This is a genomic window from Sphingomonas sp. G-3-2-10, assembly GCF_012927115.1.
In the GTDB taxonomy this organism is placed as follows: Bacteria; Pseudomonadota; Alphaproteobacteria; order Sphingomonadales; family Sphingomonadaceae; genus Sphingomonas.
Genome location: NZ_JABBFY010000003.1, coordinates 122,070 through 138,933, shown reverse-complemented (window position 1 = coordinate 138,933; position 16,864 = coordinate 122,070). Strand labels below are relative to the sequence as shown.

12 protein-coding genes and 1 tRNA gene are annotated in these 16,864 nt (G+C 63.9%); 6 read left to right on the top strand and 7 right to left on the bottom strand.

The window, feature by feature from the left end; genetic code table 11:
* Window positions 1-9: 9 nt before the first annotated feature.
* Genes HHL13_RS21360 through HHL13_RS21340 form a run of 5 tightly spaced genes read right to left on the bottom strand, consistent with a single transcriptional unit; the run spans window position 10 to window position 4,953 of the window.
* Window positions 10-1,599 carry a hypothetical protein gene (locus HHL13_RS21360; protein WP_169557997.1) on the bottom strand — a complete coding sequence of 530 codons (1,590 nt, stop codon included), beginning with the start codon at window positions 1,597-1,599 and terminating at the stop codon, window positions 10-12.
* Entirely contained in the window at window positions 1,589-2,434 is an 846-nt protein-coding gene (locus HHL13_RS21355) for an ABC transporter ATP-binding protein (RefSeq protein WP_169557996.1), read from the bottom strand. The genes HHL13_RS21360 and HHL13_RS21355 overlap by 11 nt, the downstream gene beginning before the upstream one ends.
* Window positions 2,434-3,177, bottom strand: coding sequence for an ABC transporter permease (locus HHL13_RS21350; RefSeq protein WP_169557995.1), 744 nt, complete (start codon window positions 3,175-3,177; stop codon window positions 2,434-2,436). The genes HHL13_RS21355 and HHL13_RS21350 overlap by 1 nt, the downstream gene beginning before the upstream one ends.
* Before the next feature lie 28 nt (window positions 3,178-3,205).
* Window positions 3,206-4,195, bottom strand: coding sequence for an ABC transporter substrate-binding protein (locus HHL13_RS21345; protein WP_169557994.1), 990 nt, complete (start codon window positions 4,193-4,195; stop codon window positions 3,206-3,208).
* A gap of 17 nt (window positions 4,196-4,212) precedes the next feature.
* Window positions 4,213-4,953: a hypothetical protein gene (locus HHL13_RS21340; protein WP_169557993.1), complete on the bottom strand. Its 741-nt coding sequence runs from the start codon at window positions 4,951-4,953 to the stop codon at window positions 4,213-4,215.
* A 1,185-nt stretch (window positions 4,954-6,138) separates the two neighbouring features.
* Between HHL13_RS21340 and HHL13_RS21335 the strand changes: the two genes are divergently transcribed.
* Window positions 6,139-6,732 carry a hypothetical protein gene (locus tag HHL13_RS21335; RefSeq protein ID WP_169557992.1) on the top strand — a complete coding sequence of 198 codons (594 nt, stop codon included), beginning with the start codon at window positions 6,139-6,141 and terminating at the stop codon, window positions 6,730-6,732.
* Between the two features lie 104 nt (window positions 6,733-6,836).
* Here HHL13_RS21335 and HHL13_RS21330 read toward each other — a convergent pair whose 3' ends face one another.
* Both HHL13_RS21330 and HHL13_RS21325 read right to left on the bottom strand, forming a co-directional pair.
* A complete protein-coding gene (locus HHL13_RS21330; RefSeq protein ID WP_169557991.1) occupies window positions 6,837-8,057 on the bottom strand; it encodes an integrase arm-type DNA-binding domain-containing protein in 1,221 nt (406 codons plus the stop codon).
* A 162-nt stretch (window positions 8,058-8,219) separates the two neighbouring features.
* Window positions 8,220-8,295 (bottom strand) — tRNA-Thr (locus HHL13_RS21325).
* 206 nt (window positions 8,296-8,501) lie between these two features.
* Between HHL13_RS21325 and HHL13_RS21320 the strand changes: the two genes are divergently transcribed.
* The 5 genes from HHL13_RS21320 to HHL13_RS21300 all read left to right on the top strand — a co-directional run bounded on the left by HHL13_RS21320 (window position 8,502) and on the right by HHL13_RS21300 (window position 16,864).
* A complete protein-coding gene (locus HHL13_RS21320; RefSeq protein ID WP_169557990.1) occupies window positions 8,502-9,761 on the top strand; it encodes a hypothetical protein in 1,260 nt (419 codons plus the stop codon).
* A 207-nt stretch (window positions 9,762-9,968) separates the two neighbouring features.
* Window positions 9,969-14,585, top strand: coding sequence for an NAD-glutamate dehydrogenase domain-containing protein (locus tag HHL13_RS21315; protein WP_169557989.1), 4,617 nt, complete (start codon window positions 9,969-9,971; stop codon window positions 14,583-14,585).
* 177 nt (window positions 14,586-14,762) lie between these two features.
* Window positions 14,763-15,416 (top strand): PepSY-associated TM helix domain-containing protein, encoded by a 654-nt coding sequence (locus HHL13_RS21310; protein WP_169557988.1) that lies wholly within the window; start codon window positions 14,763-14,765, stop codon window positions 15,414-15,416.
* A 13-nt stretch (window positions 15,417-15,429) separates the two neighbouring features.
* Window positions 15,430-15,963 carry a DUF2271 domain-containing protein gene (locus tag HHL13_RS21305; RefSeq protein ID WP_169557987.1) on the top strand — a complete coding sequence of 178 codons (534 nt, stop codon included), beginning with the start codon at window positions 15,430-15,432 and terminating at the stop codon, window positions 15,961-15,963.
* Window positions 15,964-15,976: 13 nt separating this feature from the next.
* Window positions 15,977-16,864: a DUF4198 domain-containing protein gene (locus HHL13_RS21300; RefSeq protein WP_169557986.1), complete on the top strand. Its 888-nt coding sequence runs from the start codon at window positions 15,977-15,979 to the stop codon at window positions 16,862-16,864.

Sequence of the window (16,864 nt, the reverse complement as noted above, 5' to 3'; positions counted from 1 at the left end):
AGTCCTCCCCTAGAGGACCAGCTCCCAAGTGACTACAAGACAACCGTCCCGCAGAAAGACCTTGGCGCTTAGCCCCTGGCTCATTGCTGCAAGTTTTAGCGGTATTTTTCTAGCCGCGCCTGACAAACCCTGACTGCGCTTGAGTCCACTCTGGACCATTCCATTGATGCTCGACCCATCCGAAGCGACGTCGATACGAATGGAAATGCCAAGCGCAGCCGCTCGATCGTCCATCTTTTCGGCCGCGGCGACAGCGTTGCGTATTAGTTCGGCGTGTGGGCTGAACAACAGGCTGCGCTGCCCCTCGCGGTCGAAGATCGAGTCGCTATTGTCATAGGCGCACGGCCAGAGCACCGGGGGAATGACTTCTTCGCCTTCGGCCGCGTCGCTGACATCGGCGGGCTGGCTAATATCGATGACCAGCGGAGCGCCGACGGGAACGCCGTCGATACATAGCTCGCGTGTCACCTTGACACTCCGTGGCAATGGCCGCGCTCCATTGCAGATAATCTGCAATTTGCGGTCGAACAGCGCGAACAACGTGTCGATTTCCGCTTGCGCAGGCGCCCGCGCCTCCACCCAGACCGGGCCAGCCTGTCCGTCTTTGCCCTTGTGACGCAACAGCCAGGGAGTTGCGAATCCGGCACGTACGCATTCGATCGCCGCCACGACGGAACGCAAGGTTTCGGGATCGTCGGCGCGGACCGATGCACGCGCGTTCTTGAGCATCGCTAGCGCATCGTAGAGATCGTGGCAGAGTTCGTGCGCGACATCGCTCTGCGCTCGCTCGCGCGTCAGCAGCTGCGTTTCACGGTCGCCCCACTGGCGCTGGAAATGCAGCGTGATCGCCTCGAGAAAGCGTCGGCCATCCTTTTGCTGCAGGGGATGCAATCCCTGCTCAAGCCGAGCGCGCATGCTCTCCAGCCTGGCCTGCGCTTCTTCGGGAAAGGCCCGCAGGCGATCGTCGCCGGGGAAGCCCGCATAGTGAATCGAATAGAATGCGTCATTGTCGCCTGCCGCGATGGCGTCCAGCAATTCCTGAAGGCCGGTGCCCTTGTCGAGTCCCGCTTGCGTCAATGTCCGAACCTTCACGGTATAATAGCGTGGCGGCGCGTCCTTGGTCACACCGGTCACATAAAGGACGAGGAGGCTTGGAAATTCCACCTGGATTGGCTGAATGAACGTGCCGCCGCTCGAGCGCGACATCGTCCCGCTCTCGCTGCTCAGCGCGCGTTCAATCTCGCGGATGCGATCGCTGATCGCGGTCTGTTGCCAGTTGCGGTGGCCGTCCTTCAGCTTGAGCGCACGGAACATCCCATCCGAGTCGAGGAAGAGCCCCGCCGTCGGGATATACATCCAGCTCGCATGAAACAGCGTAGTAGCGAATTGCCGTGCCTCACTCGGGGCACCGAGTGTCTCCGGATCGCATCCGAGCAATCGTTCGATATCCAGGCAGTATTGCTCGAACTCGACGCGTTTGAACAATTCCCCGTCGCTCGGAAGAAAAGGTTTGCCATGCTCGCGATGCTCGAAGGTATCGGTCTCGCGAACGATACGGTCGAGCAACGCCTGGAGCATGCGCGGCGTGTCATCTGCCATTCCCCCTCCCATCCTGGGTCAGCGCATCACGCAACGCGTTGGTGAGCGACAGCAGCGTGCTGCCGCGTCGATAGGCCTCGACTTTGCTCTCGAGTGTTTCGGTGCCCATCTCCGGGTTGGTCAGCCACGGCTTGCCGGCGGCCGCATCGAGATCCAGCAGGATGCGGGCCGGACGATTCGAGAGCAAAATAACCCGCTCTCCCAGCAATACCGCCTCGGCGAGGTCATGCGTGACCAGCACCGTGGTCGGGCGCAACAGGCGGCGAAGCTTGAGCAATTCGAGCTGGAGATGTTCGCGCGTCAGCGTGTCGAGCGCACCCATCGGCTCGTCCAGCAGGAGTAGCTCAGGCTGCCGCGCGATCGCACATGCAAACGCAAGGCGCTGACGTTGCCCCCCCGATAGCCGGTCCGGGAATTGGCGGGCGTGCTCAAGCAGACGGACATTCGCGAGGTGTCCGCGGACGGCCTCGCGGCGCTCCGCCTTTACGACGCCAGCTTGCTTGAGCGCCAGCGCGAGATTCTGCTCGGCGGTGAGCCAGGGGAACGTCGAATAGGCCTGGAACACCAGCGCCGACCTGACCGAGGGGTCGCCCGGCGGCCTGCCACCGACGCTGACGAGGCCGGCATCCTGCGCGTCGAGCGATTCAAGTCCTGCCGCCAAGCGCAGCAGGGTCGACTTGCCCGAGCCGGACGGTCCGAGGATCGAGACGCAACTGCCCGGCGCAATTTCCAGGTCGATCGTGTCAAGCACCGGCACGCGCGCGCTACGGCGATCGGTAAATCCCTTGTCGACGCCTTCGAACACCAGCGCGCAGGGTGCGGGTTCGCGATCCATCACGCGCGGCTCCATGGGAAGAAATAGCGCTTCGGCGCGCGGAACAGGCTGTCGGAGACCAGGCCGATCAGCCCGATGGTGACGATCCCCGCCATCACGTCGGCGGTTTGGATAAATCGCTGCGCCTGGATGATGACATGGCCGATGCCGGTATTCGCGGCGACCACTTCGGCGACGATCAGATAGCTCCATGCCCATCCGAGGCAAATACGAGCATGGTCGTAAACTTCGGGAGCCGTGGCTGGCATCACTACGCGCCGGACCCGCTGCCCGCTGTCAAATCCCATGGTTCTGCCGAGCTCGATCAAATTGGCGGGCACCCGGTGAACACTTGACGCGACCATCGGTACGAACTGGAAGACGGTGCCCAGGAAGATGATCACCACCTTCTGAAGATCATCGATGCCGAACCAGATAATCACGAGCGGGATGAGCGCGGCGACCGGCAAGTAGCGGGCAAATTCGTTGAGCGGGTTGATCCACGCTTCCCAGGTCCGGCTGGTGCCGATCGCCAAGCCGATCGGATAACCGACCGCCATAGCGAGCAGGAAGCCGGCGATGACGCGATAACTGCTGTCCAGGATGTCGAATGCGAAGCCCCGATTGAGGAACAGGTCGCGCAGCGACTGCGCCACAGCCAGCGGTCCGGGGAGAAAGACGTCGGCATTGGGAGTCAGTGCCGTCGCGGCTGTCCAGAGAAGGACGAAGAGGGCGAATGACGCCGCTGCAATAAGCTGCTTCATCACACGGTCCCCTTCGTTACCCGATCGATCAATTCGACACGCCGCCATAATAGACGAGACGGCGTGGATCGGGGACTGGAGCCTTGATCACACCCGAGCGGGCCCAGAGCCGATTGGCACTTTCGACGGTCTTCGCCAATTGTCCCGGCGCCGCGCTGGTTCCGAAGAAGGCGGCATTCTGGCTACGGTCGAAGAAACGTACGCCGGCAACGGTCGCCTTGGCCTCGTCGATCGGCAGTTTCCAGAAGCGTGCGATGATCTGGTCGCCCTCCGCTTGGTGGGTCCGGTACCAGGCCGTCGCCTCGTCCATCGCCTCGACCAACTTGCGGATGTCGGCGGGACGAGCTTCGATCGTCTTTCGATTCATGAACAGCACGTCGATGATCCTGCCTGGCCGGTCGCGCGACGTCACTAGAATCTTCCCGTCAGGACGTTCCTTCGCCTTGCTGATCCACGGCTCCCATGTCGCCGCGGCATCGACCTTCCGGGCGAGAAAGGCGCTGCCCGCATTGCCGGTCTCCATCGCGACGATATTGACGTCCTTGGGACCGAGCCCGGCTTCCTCGAGCAACGAGAGCACGAAGAAGTGACCGGTAAAGCCCGGCTCGAGCGCGATCCGCTTGCCCCTGAGATCCGAGATACTCTTGATGTCCTGGCTCGCAAGCACGCCATCGGCGCCATAAGATTCGTCGAACACATAGACGATCTGGCCGTCGACTCCCGCGGCGGCGCTCGTCACCGCGGAATCGGCGGTATGACCGACCCCGTCGATATCGCCGCGCAGCAGCGCCGCATTCTTTTCGCCGATCCCTTCGATAAACGTCACATCGACATCGAGGCCGCGCTTCTTGAGGAAGCCCTTCTCCTTGGCGATGATTAGCGGCGAGTAGCCGAGCCAGGTGTTGAACGCGACTTTGAAAGGCGTGGCTGATTGCGTCGCGGCGGGCTCGGATGGCTTGCATCCGGCGACGACTACGCAAAGCGCCAGCGCGATGAAGGAACGGCGCAGCATGTTCATTGAAAGTCTCCCCGAGGTCAGACAGGAATTCCGCAAGTGATGATGCGCTCGGCGATCAGCCGGTAGCGCAGGCGCAGGGCCGAGCGGTCGAGCGCGGCGAGAAACGCTGTGGCGTCCCCCGCCAACTCGGCAATCATCCGGTCCAGCTTGCGATAGAATTTGGTCGTCGTGATTTTCTTGTCGCCGCCAAACTCGACCAGCTCGTCGATGCCGATTGATGCATCGGCGCAAACGGTTGCGACGTCGGCCATACTCGGCGCGTCGGCTGGATCGTCCCAGGCGAGGCAATAATGCACCTCGTAGGGCGGCGTCGCGCGGATCATCTGGAGGTTGGGGAAGGCGTCGTTGGTCGGCACGAATGCGAATTCATCGACCGGACCGATTGCGAGATCACGCCCGCACGACACCAGCACCTGTTCGATTTCGATGCGGGCGGAGGCCTCGCCACGGCAATAGCCGGCGGCTTCGCTGACGAGCTCCTGCACTTCCGGCATGCTGCCTGCGTGCCGAGTCATCAGCGTCATCAATCTCCCTTCGACATTGTGCTCCTCATATTCATGGGCGCCCTTGAGCGACACGAGCTCGAGCACGGGATCTCGCTTCCAGCTATTTGGGATCGCCGCGAGCCCTGGTGCGTCGACCGGCTTGGAGAGCCCGATATGAACTTCGAAGTTGTGCGTCGCCATAATCGGCTCCATTCCCGCCCGGAAAATCGGACGTGAACCTTCTACGCGCACAAGCACAAAGCCATCTGACACGTACTGACAACGCTACGCGTCAGCGTCCCGAGCAACGGCGCAAAGCCGCCAGCACGTGAAGACTCGGCGTGCGCGCTTGGCGCGCTGCACCCCGCTCTGCGATTACCCAATAGGTAAACAGCAGCCTCGTTGAACCGGCGGATCAACCGGACGACTTCGTCTTCCCTGATATGGAGACGCAGGCAACGCGATGAGGAGACGTCGATATGGCCCTCGAGTTCAGGGCACTCATAGCTGCCTCCCTTGGCTGTATCCTATTTCGGTCTGTCTCTGAGCTAGCCGATCATGCACAAACGCGCTGACAGCGCCTGACATGCGCATCGCAACCTTCGACAAGCCGTTGGATCAATGCGAAATGGGCAGCCTGCCAAGCCCTTTTTTTGGGGCGACCTTGTTCGTCAAAAATGGCGGTCGCGAGCATCCGTCAGCGTGCAACAATCCCCAATGCTTGTGATTTCAATCAGTCCGTCGAGGAAGTGGCTGTACGAAGACTAAACTCTGTGTTGAATTCTTGCATTCTGCTGTACTCGGGGAGCCATATTTCCGTTCAACTATCCCTCATTTGAGAGACGCTGATGGGCCAGCGTAGTCGAACCAGTGGAGCCTCCGGAGAGGGGCTATTCAAATATCTCGTCGGCCATCACTGGAATGCCGAAGTGTTCGGCGACGCCAGCGCGCAAGGCACGGACGCGTATATCGGCTGGAATGACCTTCGAAATGAGGGCCGTTTGCCGGTGCAGGTCAAGACGCGCCGCTACGTAAGCCCCGGGCTCTCGAGCCTCCCGCTCCACCAGAGAAAATCCGGGGTGGGCGGGGCTCCGCCCCATTGTCGTCTTGTGCGATCGGGAGAGGGGCAATGCGTGGTGGATCGATACCAACGGAATCTACATTCCCAGCGACCCGCATCGTGGCTTCTCACTGCCATTTAGCCTGACCAATCCACTCGATGGGACGACACGGCTCGCGATCCGAAGCATCCTAGTGCAACGGGCTCGCCAGCCAATCATGTCCCACACTCGCCGACTGCCGCTCCGTTTGCGGCAGGCGACGTTCTCGACCGTCAAGAGCGTCATTCGAGAGGCCCATGAGGAGATTGGAATACAGAGCGTTCATGAACGCGACGTAGTCGCCCTTGCGCTGGCGAGGTTGATTCAGTGTACTCGATTCGATGCCGACCCGAATGACTTGGACGAACTGATTGGCCCAATGGTTGACCGCATCGAATCGAAGGACCTGGGCGGGCGTTCGCACAGCCTTGCGGCGCTGATCCATCTGCTTCTGCTCGGCGAGGGCCGTCAAGCGGCGAGGACAAGTCTGACGTCGGACATACGCCGGCCTGTTGAGAAAGTGGTCGTTTCCGGTACCTTCGTGCATGCGGAATTTGCCCTCATAGTCGCCGCCCGCCTCGCCGAGGCAGGGGATTCGAATCACTTTGGATTTCTGGATTATTTGCTCAAGGCGTCAGCAACGCGTGACCAAACTGAGCGGTTTAAGAACACGGCGAGAAAGCTTGCCCGATGGAAGCCATGGGAAGCCCCTCTTAGCCTGGTTCTCCCAACGGCGAAGATCAACTCCGCCATCGCGCGATGGTCGTCCAACAATTTTGATGTTGCCGAGCAACAGGACGCGGCACGACAGATCGCCGACCAAGTAGCCACCGCGGTCGCTTCGAGTGTATCGAGTGCGCAACTGGACATCTTCGACCATTGGACGCGCTATCGCGCGGACCAATTTTTACAGCATTATCTCGGGCGTCATTTGTATGGCGAACGATCGTGAGCTGCTTTTGGCAGAGCGGTCGGATGCCTCCTGTCGCGGAACGTATCCGGCGTCTGGAGCCGAAGCGATTGTACGACGATTACGGTTATTCCCGAAATGTCCGGTCAGGCGCGGCGGAATGACGGCGTTAGGATCTGCGCTCCATCGCGAAGTTGGTCGAGATAGTCGGACCACCATTGCATCATTCGTACCCTCTCTGCCCAATGCGCGCCGCGATGATAGGCAGCGCGTACCTGATCCGGGTCTTTGTGAGCAAGCGAACGCTCGATCGCATCGGGATGCCATAACCCCGACTCGTTCAACAGGGTGCTGGCCACAGCGCGGAACCCGTGGGAGGTCATCTCGTCACCGCCATAACCGAGCCGGCGCAATGCAGAGTTGAGCGTGTTCTCGGACATGCAGCGCCGCGTTGTGTGAAATGCCGGAAACAGGAAGGAGCCGGCGTTGGATAGGCCGCGAAGCTGACGCAACAGCCCGATCACTTGGGTCGAAAGCGGCACCGCGTGCGGCTGTGCCATCTTCATCTTCGCCGCCGGAATTCGCCAGACCGCGGCGTCGAGGTCGAACTCCTGCCATTCAGCCTGTCGCAACTCGCCGGGGCGGACAAAGACATGGGGCGCGATCTTCAGCGCGATGTGCGTCTCCTGTTTGCCGGAATAGCCCTCGATCGAACGCAGCAACGCGCCGACAAGCTTGGGGTCGAGGATGGCGGCGTGGTGCGTGACTTGCGGCGCCGTCAGAGCGCCCCGGAGAAGATCCGCAGGATTGTCCTTCGCCCTCAGCGTGACGACAGCGTAGCGAAAGACACGGCTGGCGAAGGCGCGTAACCGATGCGCCGTCTCGTGATGTCCCTTCCGCTCCACCTTACGAAGCGCGTTCAGAAGCTCATGCGGCGTAACTTCCGAGACCGGCCGATGGCCGATGTCCTGATCGACGAGATCTCGGAACCAGCGCGCCTTCTTGATTGTGACAGCCTTCTTCCCTTCGCGTTCCATCTTATCGACGAACTCGTCGGCGACGAGCCTGAATGTCGTCGCCGCGCCAATGGTCGCTTCAACAATGGCCTGTCGTTTCGCGGCGGCCGGATCGATCCCGTTGGAGAGCATGCGCCGCGCGTCGTCCCGCTTTTCGCGCGCGGCTTTTAGCGAAACTTCCGGGTATTTTCCGATGGATAGCTTCTTCTCGACGCCCCGAAATCGGAACTTGAATCGCCACAACTTCGCGCCTGAGGGCTGAATTTGCAGGTACAAACCGTGATCATCGGCTACTTTGTACGCAGTTGTCCGCGGCTGTAGTCTGCTGATTTCCAATGCTTTTATCGCCATTTGGGGGCCTCGAATCTGACCATTTGCTTGCCCCCCCACCGAGGCCCCCAAATCGTCCGGAAAAGGGCGAATTGGGGCGGACCCGAGCGGACAGCCGATGGCCAATTTTACCAGCATTTCTGCGGGTTTACGAGGATTTTTGGACGTTTTCGGAAGGGTAGGTGGTGCCGCCTACAGGACTCGAACCTGTGACCCCCGCATTACGAATGCGATGCTCTACCAGCTGAGCTAAGGCGGCCAAACGATGCGAAGCACCGTCGAGAGGGGCGGCGCTTACCAGCATGATTCGTAGCTGACAAGCGTTGCGATTTGGTTGTGCGCCGCTTCCTCGCCGCAACGCGTAAACTACGTAGCCCGGCAGCAAATTTACGCGTCGTTTACCACGCCCGTTGCACAAGCGGTTCCAAGGGTAACCGGGCACGTCGCCCGAGTGGAGCACGCGCAATGGACATGTCTCGCGGAATCAACGGTCCGCTTGAGTCGCCGGTCGAACACGAAGCGGTCGAGGACCGTCCGCTGGAGATCGGCACCGACGAGCGCAGAATGCATGTGCGCGCCTATAATCACTGGGTCTCGCTGCTGCGCGGGCGCGCCTATCCGTCGATCGAGGATCTCGATCCCGACAATATCGCCGATTTCGGCCCGCACAGCGTGCTGCTCGACTTCTCCGAAGGCGTCGAGAACCCGCATATCCGCTATCTCGGCCGCGCGCTGCGCGAGGAAACCGGCGTCGATGCGTCGATCACCCATGTCGGCCAGGTACCCAGCCGCTCGCTGCTCTCGCGGCTGACGGACCATTATCTCCAGATAATCGCGAATCGCGCGCCGATCGGCTTCGAAGCCGAATTCGTCGGCACCCGCGGCCACAACACGCTGTATCGCGGCATCCTGATGCCCTTCTCGTCCGACGAGGACACGATCGACTTCATCTATGGCGTCATCAACTGGAAGGAGCTGGTCGACGCCGAGACGCAGGCGAAGCTCAACGCCGAGATCGAAGCGTCGCGCCGCGTCGCGCCGACTCCGCCGGTCACCGCCGCGACCTGGGCCGACGGCCCCAGCGCCGGCTTCGATTCGCCCGACGTTTCCGATTCGGACTATCTGATCGAAGCGCCCGCGGCTTCCAGCCTCGGCGACCGGCTGATGCTCGCCCGCGAAACCGCCGCCGCCGCCCGCGCATCGGATACGCGCAGCCGCTCGGCGCTGTATCGCGCGCTGGCCCGCGCCTATGATTTCGCGATCGCCGCCGAAACCGACGATGAGGCCTATGGTTCGCTGCTGACCCAGGCCGGTCTGGTCGCCCAGGCCCGCGCGCCGATGACGCCGTGCGTGAAGCTGATTTTCGGCGCGGACTACGACAAGACACGCCTCACCGAATTCGCTGCGGTGCTGACCCATGCGAAGCGCTGCGACGTGCCGCAGGGCGCGCTCGACGCGTTCCTCGAAACCGCCGAGGGCGGGATCAAGGGCGTGGTCAAGGCTGAGCGCGCGCTGCGCCGCCCGGCGGCCCCGCCGGTCGATATCTACAGCCGCGCCGCCGAAGAACTGCGCGAGCGCCCGTCGCTCGGCCATGTCGATATCGAAGCGGACGGCGAGTTCGTCGTCCTGCTCGCTCGCAAGGGCGCGGAAGGCCTCGATATCGTCGCCAGCCTCGAAGGCGATGCGGCGCTGACCGAACGCGCGGTTCGCAAGGCAGCGGCATAAATCCACGATCCGGACTGGAAACAAGGCGCCGGCGCGCATTCCCAACTGGGAAGCGCGCCGGCGCTTTATCGTTTCAGCGCCCCTGAAACACGGTTCGACGACCTAAAATTATCGGGTCCACCGCTGTCAGCGCAATTTGGTTTCTATTGATACTTTATTGCTCCGCCGGTCTTGAGAAGGTCATCGGGCAGGCGCATAGACACGCCCATGCCGAAGATCACCAGCGCGCTGAAACAAGCGTTCGAAGCCCGGCTGCTCGAAGGAGCATTGCCGGGCGAACTCGAGGGATTTGGAGAGGGAGATCGCACCGAAGCGGCCAGCTTCGTTGCCGATGCCGCCGCCCAGCGCGCGCCCGCCACCGCGAAGATCGCGCTGGAGACCTATGAGGACGAAGGCCGCCGGATGCGGCTGGCGGTCATCAACGACGATATGCCGTTCCTGGTGGATTCCATCTCGGGCGCGCTCGCCGCGCATGACATCGCGATCCTCCGCGTCCTCCACCCGGTCATCAAGGTTACCCGCGACGCCAGGGGCGAACTGACCGAGATTGGCGAGGGTAAGCCCGAGTCGATGGTCTATGTCGAACTCGAACGCGCCGATGCGAGAACGCGCCGCGCCGTCACCGCCGAACTGGAACGGACGCTCGAACAGGTCCGCGCCGCGGTCGAGGACTGGCGCGCGCTGCAATCGGCGATGGGCGCCGATGCCGCGCATGTGCCCACGCCCGAAGGCGAGGCGCTGCTGCGCTGGTTCCAGGGTGGTGCGATGACGCTGCTGGCGCACGAAAAGTGGCGCGTGGACGGCACGACCACCGAGGAACTCGGCATCATCCGCTATTCGCAGACCGCGCCGATCCTGGCGCAGGGGTCGCGCGACGCAGCCGTGCGCTGGTTCAAGGAAGGCGGCGAAGCCCCTCTCCTGCTCAAGTCCAACTGCATCTCCACCGTGCATCGCCGCGTGCCGCTCGACATCGTGGTGCTGCCGATCCTGACCGGCGCCGAAGTCACCGGCCTGTCGATCCATGCGGGTCTGTGGACCAGCGCCGCTTTGTTCTCGCTGCCCGAGGAAGTGCCGCTGCTGCGCGCGCGCCTCAAGGCGCTGGAAGCCAAGTTCGGCTTCAATCCGAAGGGTCATACCGGCAAGGCGATGGCGCATGCGCTGACCGCGCTGCCGCACGACCTGACCACCGCCTTCGATCCCGCCGCGCTCGAAACGCTGGTGCTGACCTCGATGTCGGTCGCCGACCGGCCCCGCGCGAAGCTGGTGCTGGTCCCCAGCCCGCTCAAGCGCCATCTGTTCGCCTTCGTCTGGCTGCCCCGCGACGACGTGTCGACCGGCCGCCGCACCGCGATCGGCGACATGCTGGCCCAAGCTGCCAATGCGCGCATGATCAACTGGTCGATCGCGCTGGAAGATGGCGTCGTCGCGCTGCTGCGCTACACGCTCGATCTGCGCGATGGCGGCGTGATCCCCGAAACCGCCGCGCTCGACGATCGCCTCAAGAGGATGGTGCGCGGCTGGGTGCCTGCAGTCGAAGCCGCGCTCGCCGATCAGGGCGACACCGGCTCGACCCGGCTCGCGCTGCGCTATGCCGCCTCCTTCCCCCCGGCCTATCGCGCCGCCGGTACCGCCGAGGAAGCCGCGCGCGACATCGTCCGCATCGCGGCGCTGAAGACGGCCGCCGATCGCTCGGTCCGCATCTGCCCGGTGACGGACAAGGCCGGCGAATATCGCATCAAGCTCTATGCCCAGGGCGGCGCGCTGGCGCTGTCGGACGCGGTGCCGGTGTTCGAGAATTTCGGCTTCCGCGTGATCGAGGAGATCCCGACCGAGCTGACCGGCGACAGCGGCACCTTCATTCATGATTTCGAAGTCGCCCTCGCCACCCCCGCACCGGTGCTGGCCAGCGATCCCGAGCTGGTCGAGAACGCCATCGCCGCGGTGCTCGAAGGCACGGCGGAAAATGACGCGTTCAACCGCCTGATCGTCGAAACCGGCATGAAGCCGGCATCGGTCGTGCTGTTCCGCGCCTGGTTCCGCTATCTGCGTCAGACCGGCATGAACTACGGCATGGTCACCGTGGTCGATGCGCTGCGCCGCGCGCCCGCCGTCGCCGCCGCGCTGATCGAGCGGTTCGCCGCCGCGCACGACCCGGCCCGCGCGGGCAAGGACGACGCGGCGATCGCAGCCGCATCCGCGTCGATCGATACCGGCCTCGACAATGTCTCGGCGATCGACGACGACCGCATCCTGCGCGCGATCCGCGGCGTGATCCTCGCGACCCTGCGCACCAATGCCTATGCGCCGGCTGCCAAGGAAGCGCTGGCGTTCAAGTTCGACAGTTCGCTGGTCCCGGGCCTTCCCCGTCCGCTGCCGTGGCGCGAGATCTGGGTGTACAGCCCGCGCGTCGAGGGCATCCATCTGCGCGCCGGCCCGGTCGCGCGCGGCGGCCTGCGCTGGTCCGATCGTCGCGACGATTTCCGCAGCGAGATCCTCGATCTGATGAAGGCGCAGCGCGTGAAGAACGCTGTGATCGTGCCGACCGGCGCCAAGGGCGGCTTCTATCCCAAGCAGCTCCCCTCGCCCGCGATCGACCGCGACGCATGGTTCGCCGAAGGTACCGAGAGCTATCGCATCTTCATCCGCACCCTGCTGTCGATCACCGACAATATCGTGAAGGGCAAGGTGGTCCATCCGCAGGGCGTGGCGATCCTCGACGGCGACGATCCCTATTTCGTCGTCGCCGCCGACAAGGGCACCGCGACCTTCTCCGACGTCGCCAACGCGATCGCCGTGGACAAGGGCTTCTGGCTGGGCGACGCCTTCGCCTCTGGCGGCAGCCACGGCTATGACCACAAGGCGATGGGCATCACCGCCAAGGGCGGCTGGGTCTCGGTCCAGCGCCACTTCCTCGAAATGGGCGTGGACGTTCAGTCCGAGCCGGTGCGCGTCGCGGGCTGCGGCGACATGTCGGGCGACGTGTTCGGCAACGGGATGCTGCTGTCGAAGGCGATCAAGCTGGTCGCTGCCTACGACCATCGCCACATCTTCCTCGATCCCGATCCCGATCCGGCCAAGAGCTGGGACGAGCGCAGCCGCATGTTCGCGCTGCCGCGTTCGAGCTGGGCCGACTATAATCCGTCGCTGATCTCGAAAGGCGGCGGCGTCTATGCCCGCACCGAGAAGAGCATCAAGCTCACCCCGCAGGTTCAGGAGATGCTGGGTGTTTCGATCGACGAGATCGACCCGACCAGCCTGATCAACCTGATCCTCAAGGCGCAGGTCGATCTGCTGTGGTTCGGCGGCATCGGCACCTATATCAAGGCGGCGGCGGAGAGCCATCTGGACGCCCGCGATCCGGGCAACGACCGTCTGCGCGTCAATGCCGAGGAAGTCCGGGCGCGGGTGATCGGCGAAGGCGCCAATCTGGGCGTCACCCAGGCTGCGCGCATCGCCTTTGCCTCGCATGGCGGGCGGATCAACACCGACTTCATCGACAATTCGGCCGGCGTCGATTGCTCGGATAACGAGGTCAACATCAAGATCGCGCTGAACCGCGAAGTGATCGAAGGCCGTCTCGAATTCGACGATCGCAACACGCTGCTCGCGTCGATGACCGACGATGTCGCGCATCTGGTGCTGGAGGATAACCGCCTCCAGACGCTGGCGCTCTCCTTCATGGAGAATGACGGCGCAGTCTCGCTGCCCAGCTATGTCCGCGTGATCGAGATCCTCGAAGCCGCGGGCCGCCTGGACCGCGTGGTCGAGGGCCTCGGCACCAACGACGATCTGCTCCGCCGCGCGCAGGAAGGCCGTGGCCTCACCCGGCCCGAGCTCGCCATCCTGCTGGCCAGCTGCAAGCTCGCGCTGCAGGACGCGATCGAGAACGGCAATCTCGGCCAGGACGCCGCGCTGGTCAGCGATCTTCACGCCGCCTTCCCCGCCGCGATGCAGAAGACGTTCGCCAAGGCGATCGACGAACATCGCCTGCGTCCGGAAATCGTCGCGACCAAGCTGGCCAACCGCGTGGTGAACCGGTTGGGCGTGCTCCACCCGTTCGAACTGGGTGAGGAAGAAGGCGCCTCGATGCGCGACATCGCCGCGATGTTCGTCGTCGCCGAACGCCTGCTGGGCCTGCCCGCCATCTGGCAGGCGATCGAAACCGCGAAGATCAGCGAAGGCGCGCGTATCGCGCTGCTCGACGAAGTCGCGGTCGCGGTGCGCGGCCAGATCGCCGATCTGCTCCGCGTCTGCCGCCCCGGCGCCAGCCCGGCCGATGTCATCGCCCGGCTCAAGCCCGGCATCGACAGCCTCGACAAGCAGACCAAGGCGCTGCTGCTCGACGAAGTGAAGGCGCAGTCCAGCCGCATCTCGGCCCGGCTCGAAGCCGCTGGCGCGCCGAGCGATCTGGTGGCGAAGGTCGTTCGTCTGTTCGAGCTCGATGGCGCGATCGGCCTTGCCGATCTGGGCGAGCGGCGGAAGATCGACGAAACCGTCCTCACCCGCGCGTTCACGCAGCTCGGTCAGGCGCTCGGCCTCGACTGGGCACAGTCGACCGCCGCGCGGATCACGACCGGCGATCCGTGGGAACGCCTGCTGATCGCCGGCCTCGCCCGCGATTTCCAGCAGCTCCGCCTCGAATTCCTGTCCCGCGTGAAGGACAGGGATCCGCAGGCCGCGGTCGAGGCATGGCTGGCGGAGAACCAGGCCCGTGTCGGCCAGTTCGCCGCCCTCATCGCCCGCGCGCGTCAGGCGCCGACGCCCAACGCCGCGATGCTGGCGCAGATCGCGGGTCAGGCCCGCGTCCTGCTCGGCCGCGAATAAACCCGTTTCGACCGATCGCCGCTTCGGAGTCCGGAGCGGCGATCGGTTCGAAAACCACAGCGAAATCCGATCGCTCGCGGTACATTTCGTTACAATTTCCCCACCCCAAAAAATTGCAATTGCGAATCGTTCGCGTTACTGGCGGTCAACCGAATCATTCGAGACCCGACCCGCCAGATGCATGCCCCGACTCCACCGGCAACGAAGCCGGCCCCAAAGAAGCGCGGGCGCAAGGCCTTCTGGCTCAAGCAGCTTCACACCTGGCACTGGGTCAGCTCGGCGATCAGCCTGATCGGGCTGCTGCTGTTCGCAATCACCGGCTTCACGCTCAATCACGCCGCCGAGATCGAAGCGACTCCGGTCGTCACCGAAGCGAAGGCGCAGCTGCCGCAGAACCTGCTGCCCGCGATCGCGCCGAACGACACACCGGATGCGAAAAAGCCCTTCCCCGCCGAAGTCCGCACCTGGCTCGAGACCAATCTCAAGACCCGCGCCTCGGGCGAGGCCGACTGGTCCGCCGATGAAATCTATCTCGGCAAGCCCCGGCCCGGTGGCGACAGCTGGATCTCGATCGATCGCGCCACCGGCGAAGTGACCACCGAGAATACCAGCCGCGGCTGGGTCTCGTACCTCAACGACCTTCACAAGGGCCGCAATTCGGGCGCGGTGTGGAAGTGGTTCATCGATATCTTCGTGCTGGCCTGCATGGTCTTCACGCTCACCGGCCTCGTGCTGCTGTGGCTTCATTCGAAGCACCGCAAGAGCACCTGGCCGCTCGTCATCGCCGGCCTCGCCATTCCGGCGGCGCTCGCCATCTTCTTCATCCACTAGGAGGAACCGTATCATGGAGTATCGTCTGTCCGGCATCGCCACCGCCGCCGCGATCGGCGCGGGCGCGCTGGTTCCCGGCGCCGCCGCGGCCCAGACGCTCGACCTGAGCGTCACCATCCCGCAGCTCAAGGTCGCCGAGTATCACCGGCCCTATGTCGCGGTGTGGATCCAGAAGGAAGGCGGCCCGACCAGGACGCTCGCCGTCTGGTACGATCAGGATGCGAAGGAAGGCAACAAGGGCACCAAGTGGCTGACCGACATCCGCACCTGGTGGCGCGCGTCGGGCCGCACGATGAAGTTCCCGGCCGACGGCATCTCGAGCGCGACCAAGGCGCCGGGCACGCACAAGCTCAGCTTCGCCGGCGGGCGCAGCGCGCTGCCCAACCTGTCGCCCGGCAAGTATTTCGTGACCGTCGAGGCTTCGCGCGAAGTCGGCGGGCTCGAAAAGGTTCGCCTCGAATTCGTCTGGGACGGCTCGAAGGCCGTCTCCGTGAAGGGCAGCGGTTCGAAGGAACTCGGCGCCGTTTCGCTCACCCTCAAGCGCTAAAGGTCAGACCTCTATGTTCAACATGCGCAACTCGCTGATCGCCGTCGCCGCGGTCGCCACCCTCGCCGTTCCCGCGGCGCTGGCCCACCGCCAGTGGATGCTGCCGTCGTCCACCATCGTCTCGGGCGAGGATAACTGGATCTCGGTCGACGCCGCGGTGTCGAACGATCTGTTCTTCTTCGACCACCGCCCGCTGGCGGCGATGCCCAAGGTCACCCAGCCCGACGGCACCGAAGGCACGGTCGAGAACCACAAGGTCGGCCAGCTCCGTGCCACCTTCGACGTCCACCTGACCCAGCAGGGCACCTATCGCATCGCCATCGTCAATGAAGGCGTGTTCGGTTCGTACGAGCTGAACGGCGAGACCAAGCAGCTGCCACGCGGCACCAACGCCGCCAATCTGGCGCAGGCGATCCCGGCGGGCGCGACCAATGTCCGCACCTCGGAAAATATCGGCCGCAACGAAATCTATGTGACGCAAGGCGCGCCCAGCGACACGATCTTCAAGCCGGCCGGCAAGGGCATCGAACTGGTTCCGGTCACCCATCCGAACGATGTCGTCGCCGGCGAAGCCGCCACCTTCCAGTTCCTGCTGGACGGCAAGCCCGGCGCGAACCTGACCGTGACGATCATCAATGGCGGTATCCGTTATCGCCACGACCTGAACCAGATCGATCTCAAGACCGACGCGCAGGGCAAGGTGACCTTCACCCTGCCGGACGCCGGCATGTACTGGGTCAACGTGACGCAGCCGGGGGGCCGCGGCGAAGGCATGGGCGGCCCGGGTGCCGGTGCTCCGGGCGCTGCCCCGGCAGCGGGCGCCGCGCCGCGTCCGGCGCCCTCGGGCCCGCCGCCGCGCCGCGCGAACTACATGACCACGATCGAAGTCCAGACCAACTGA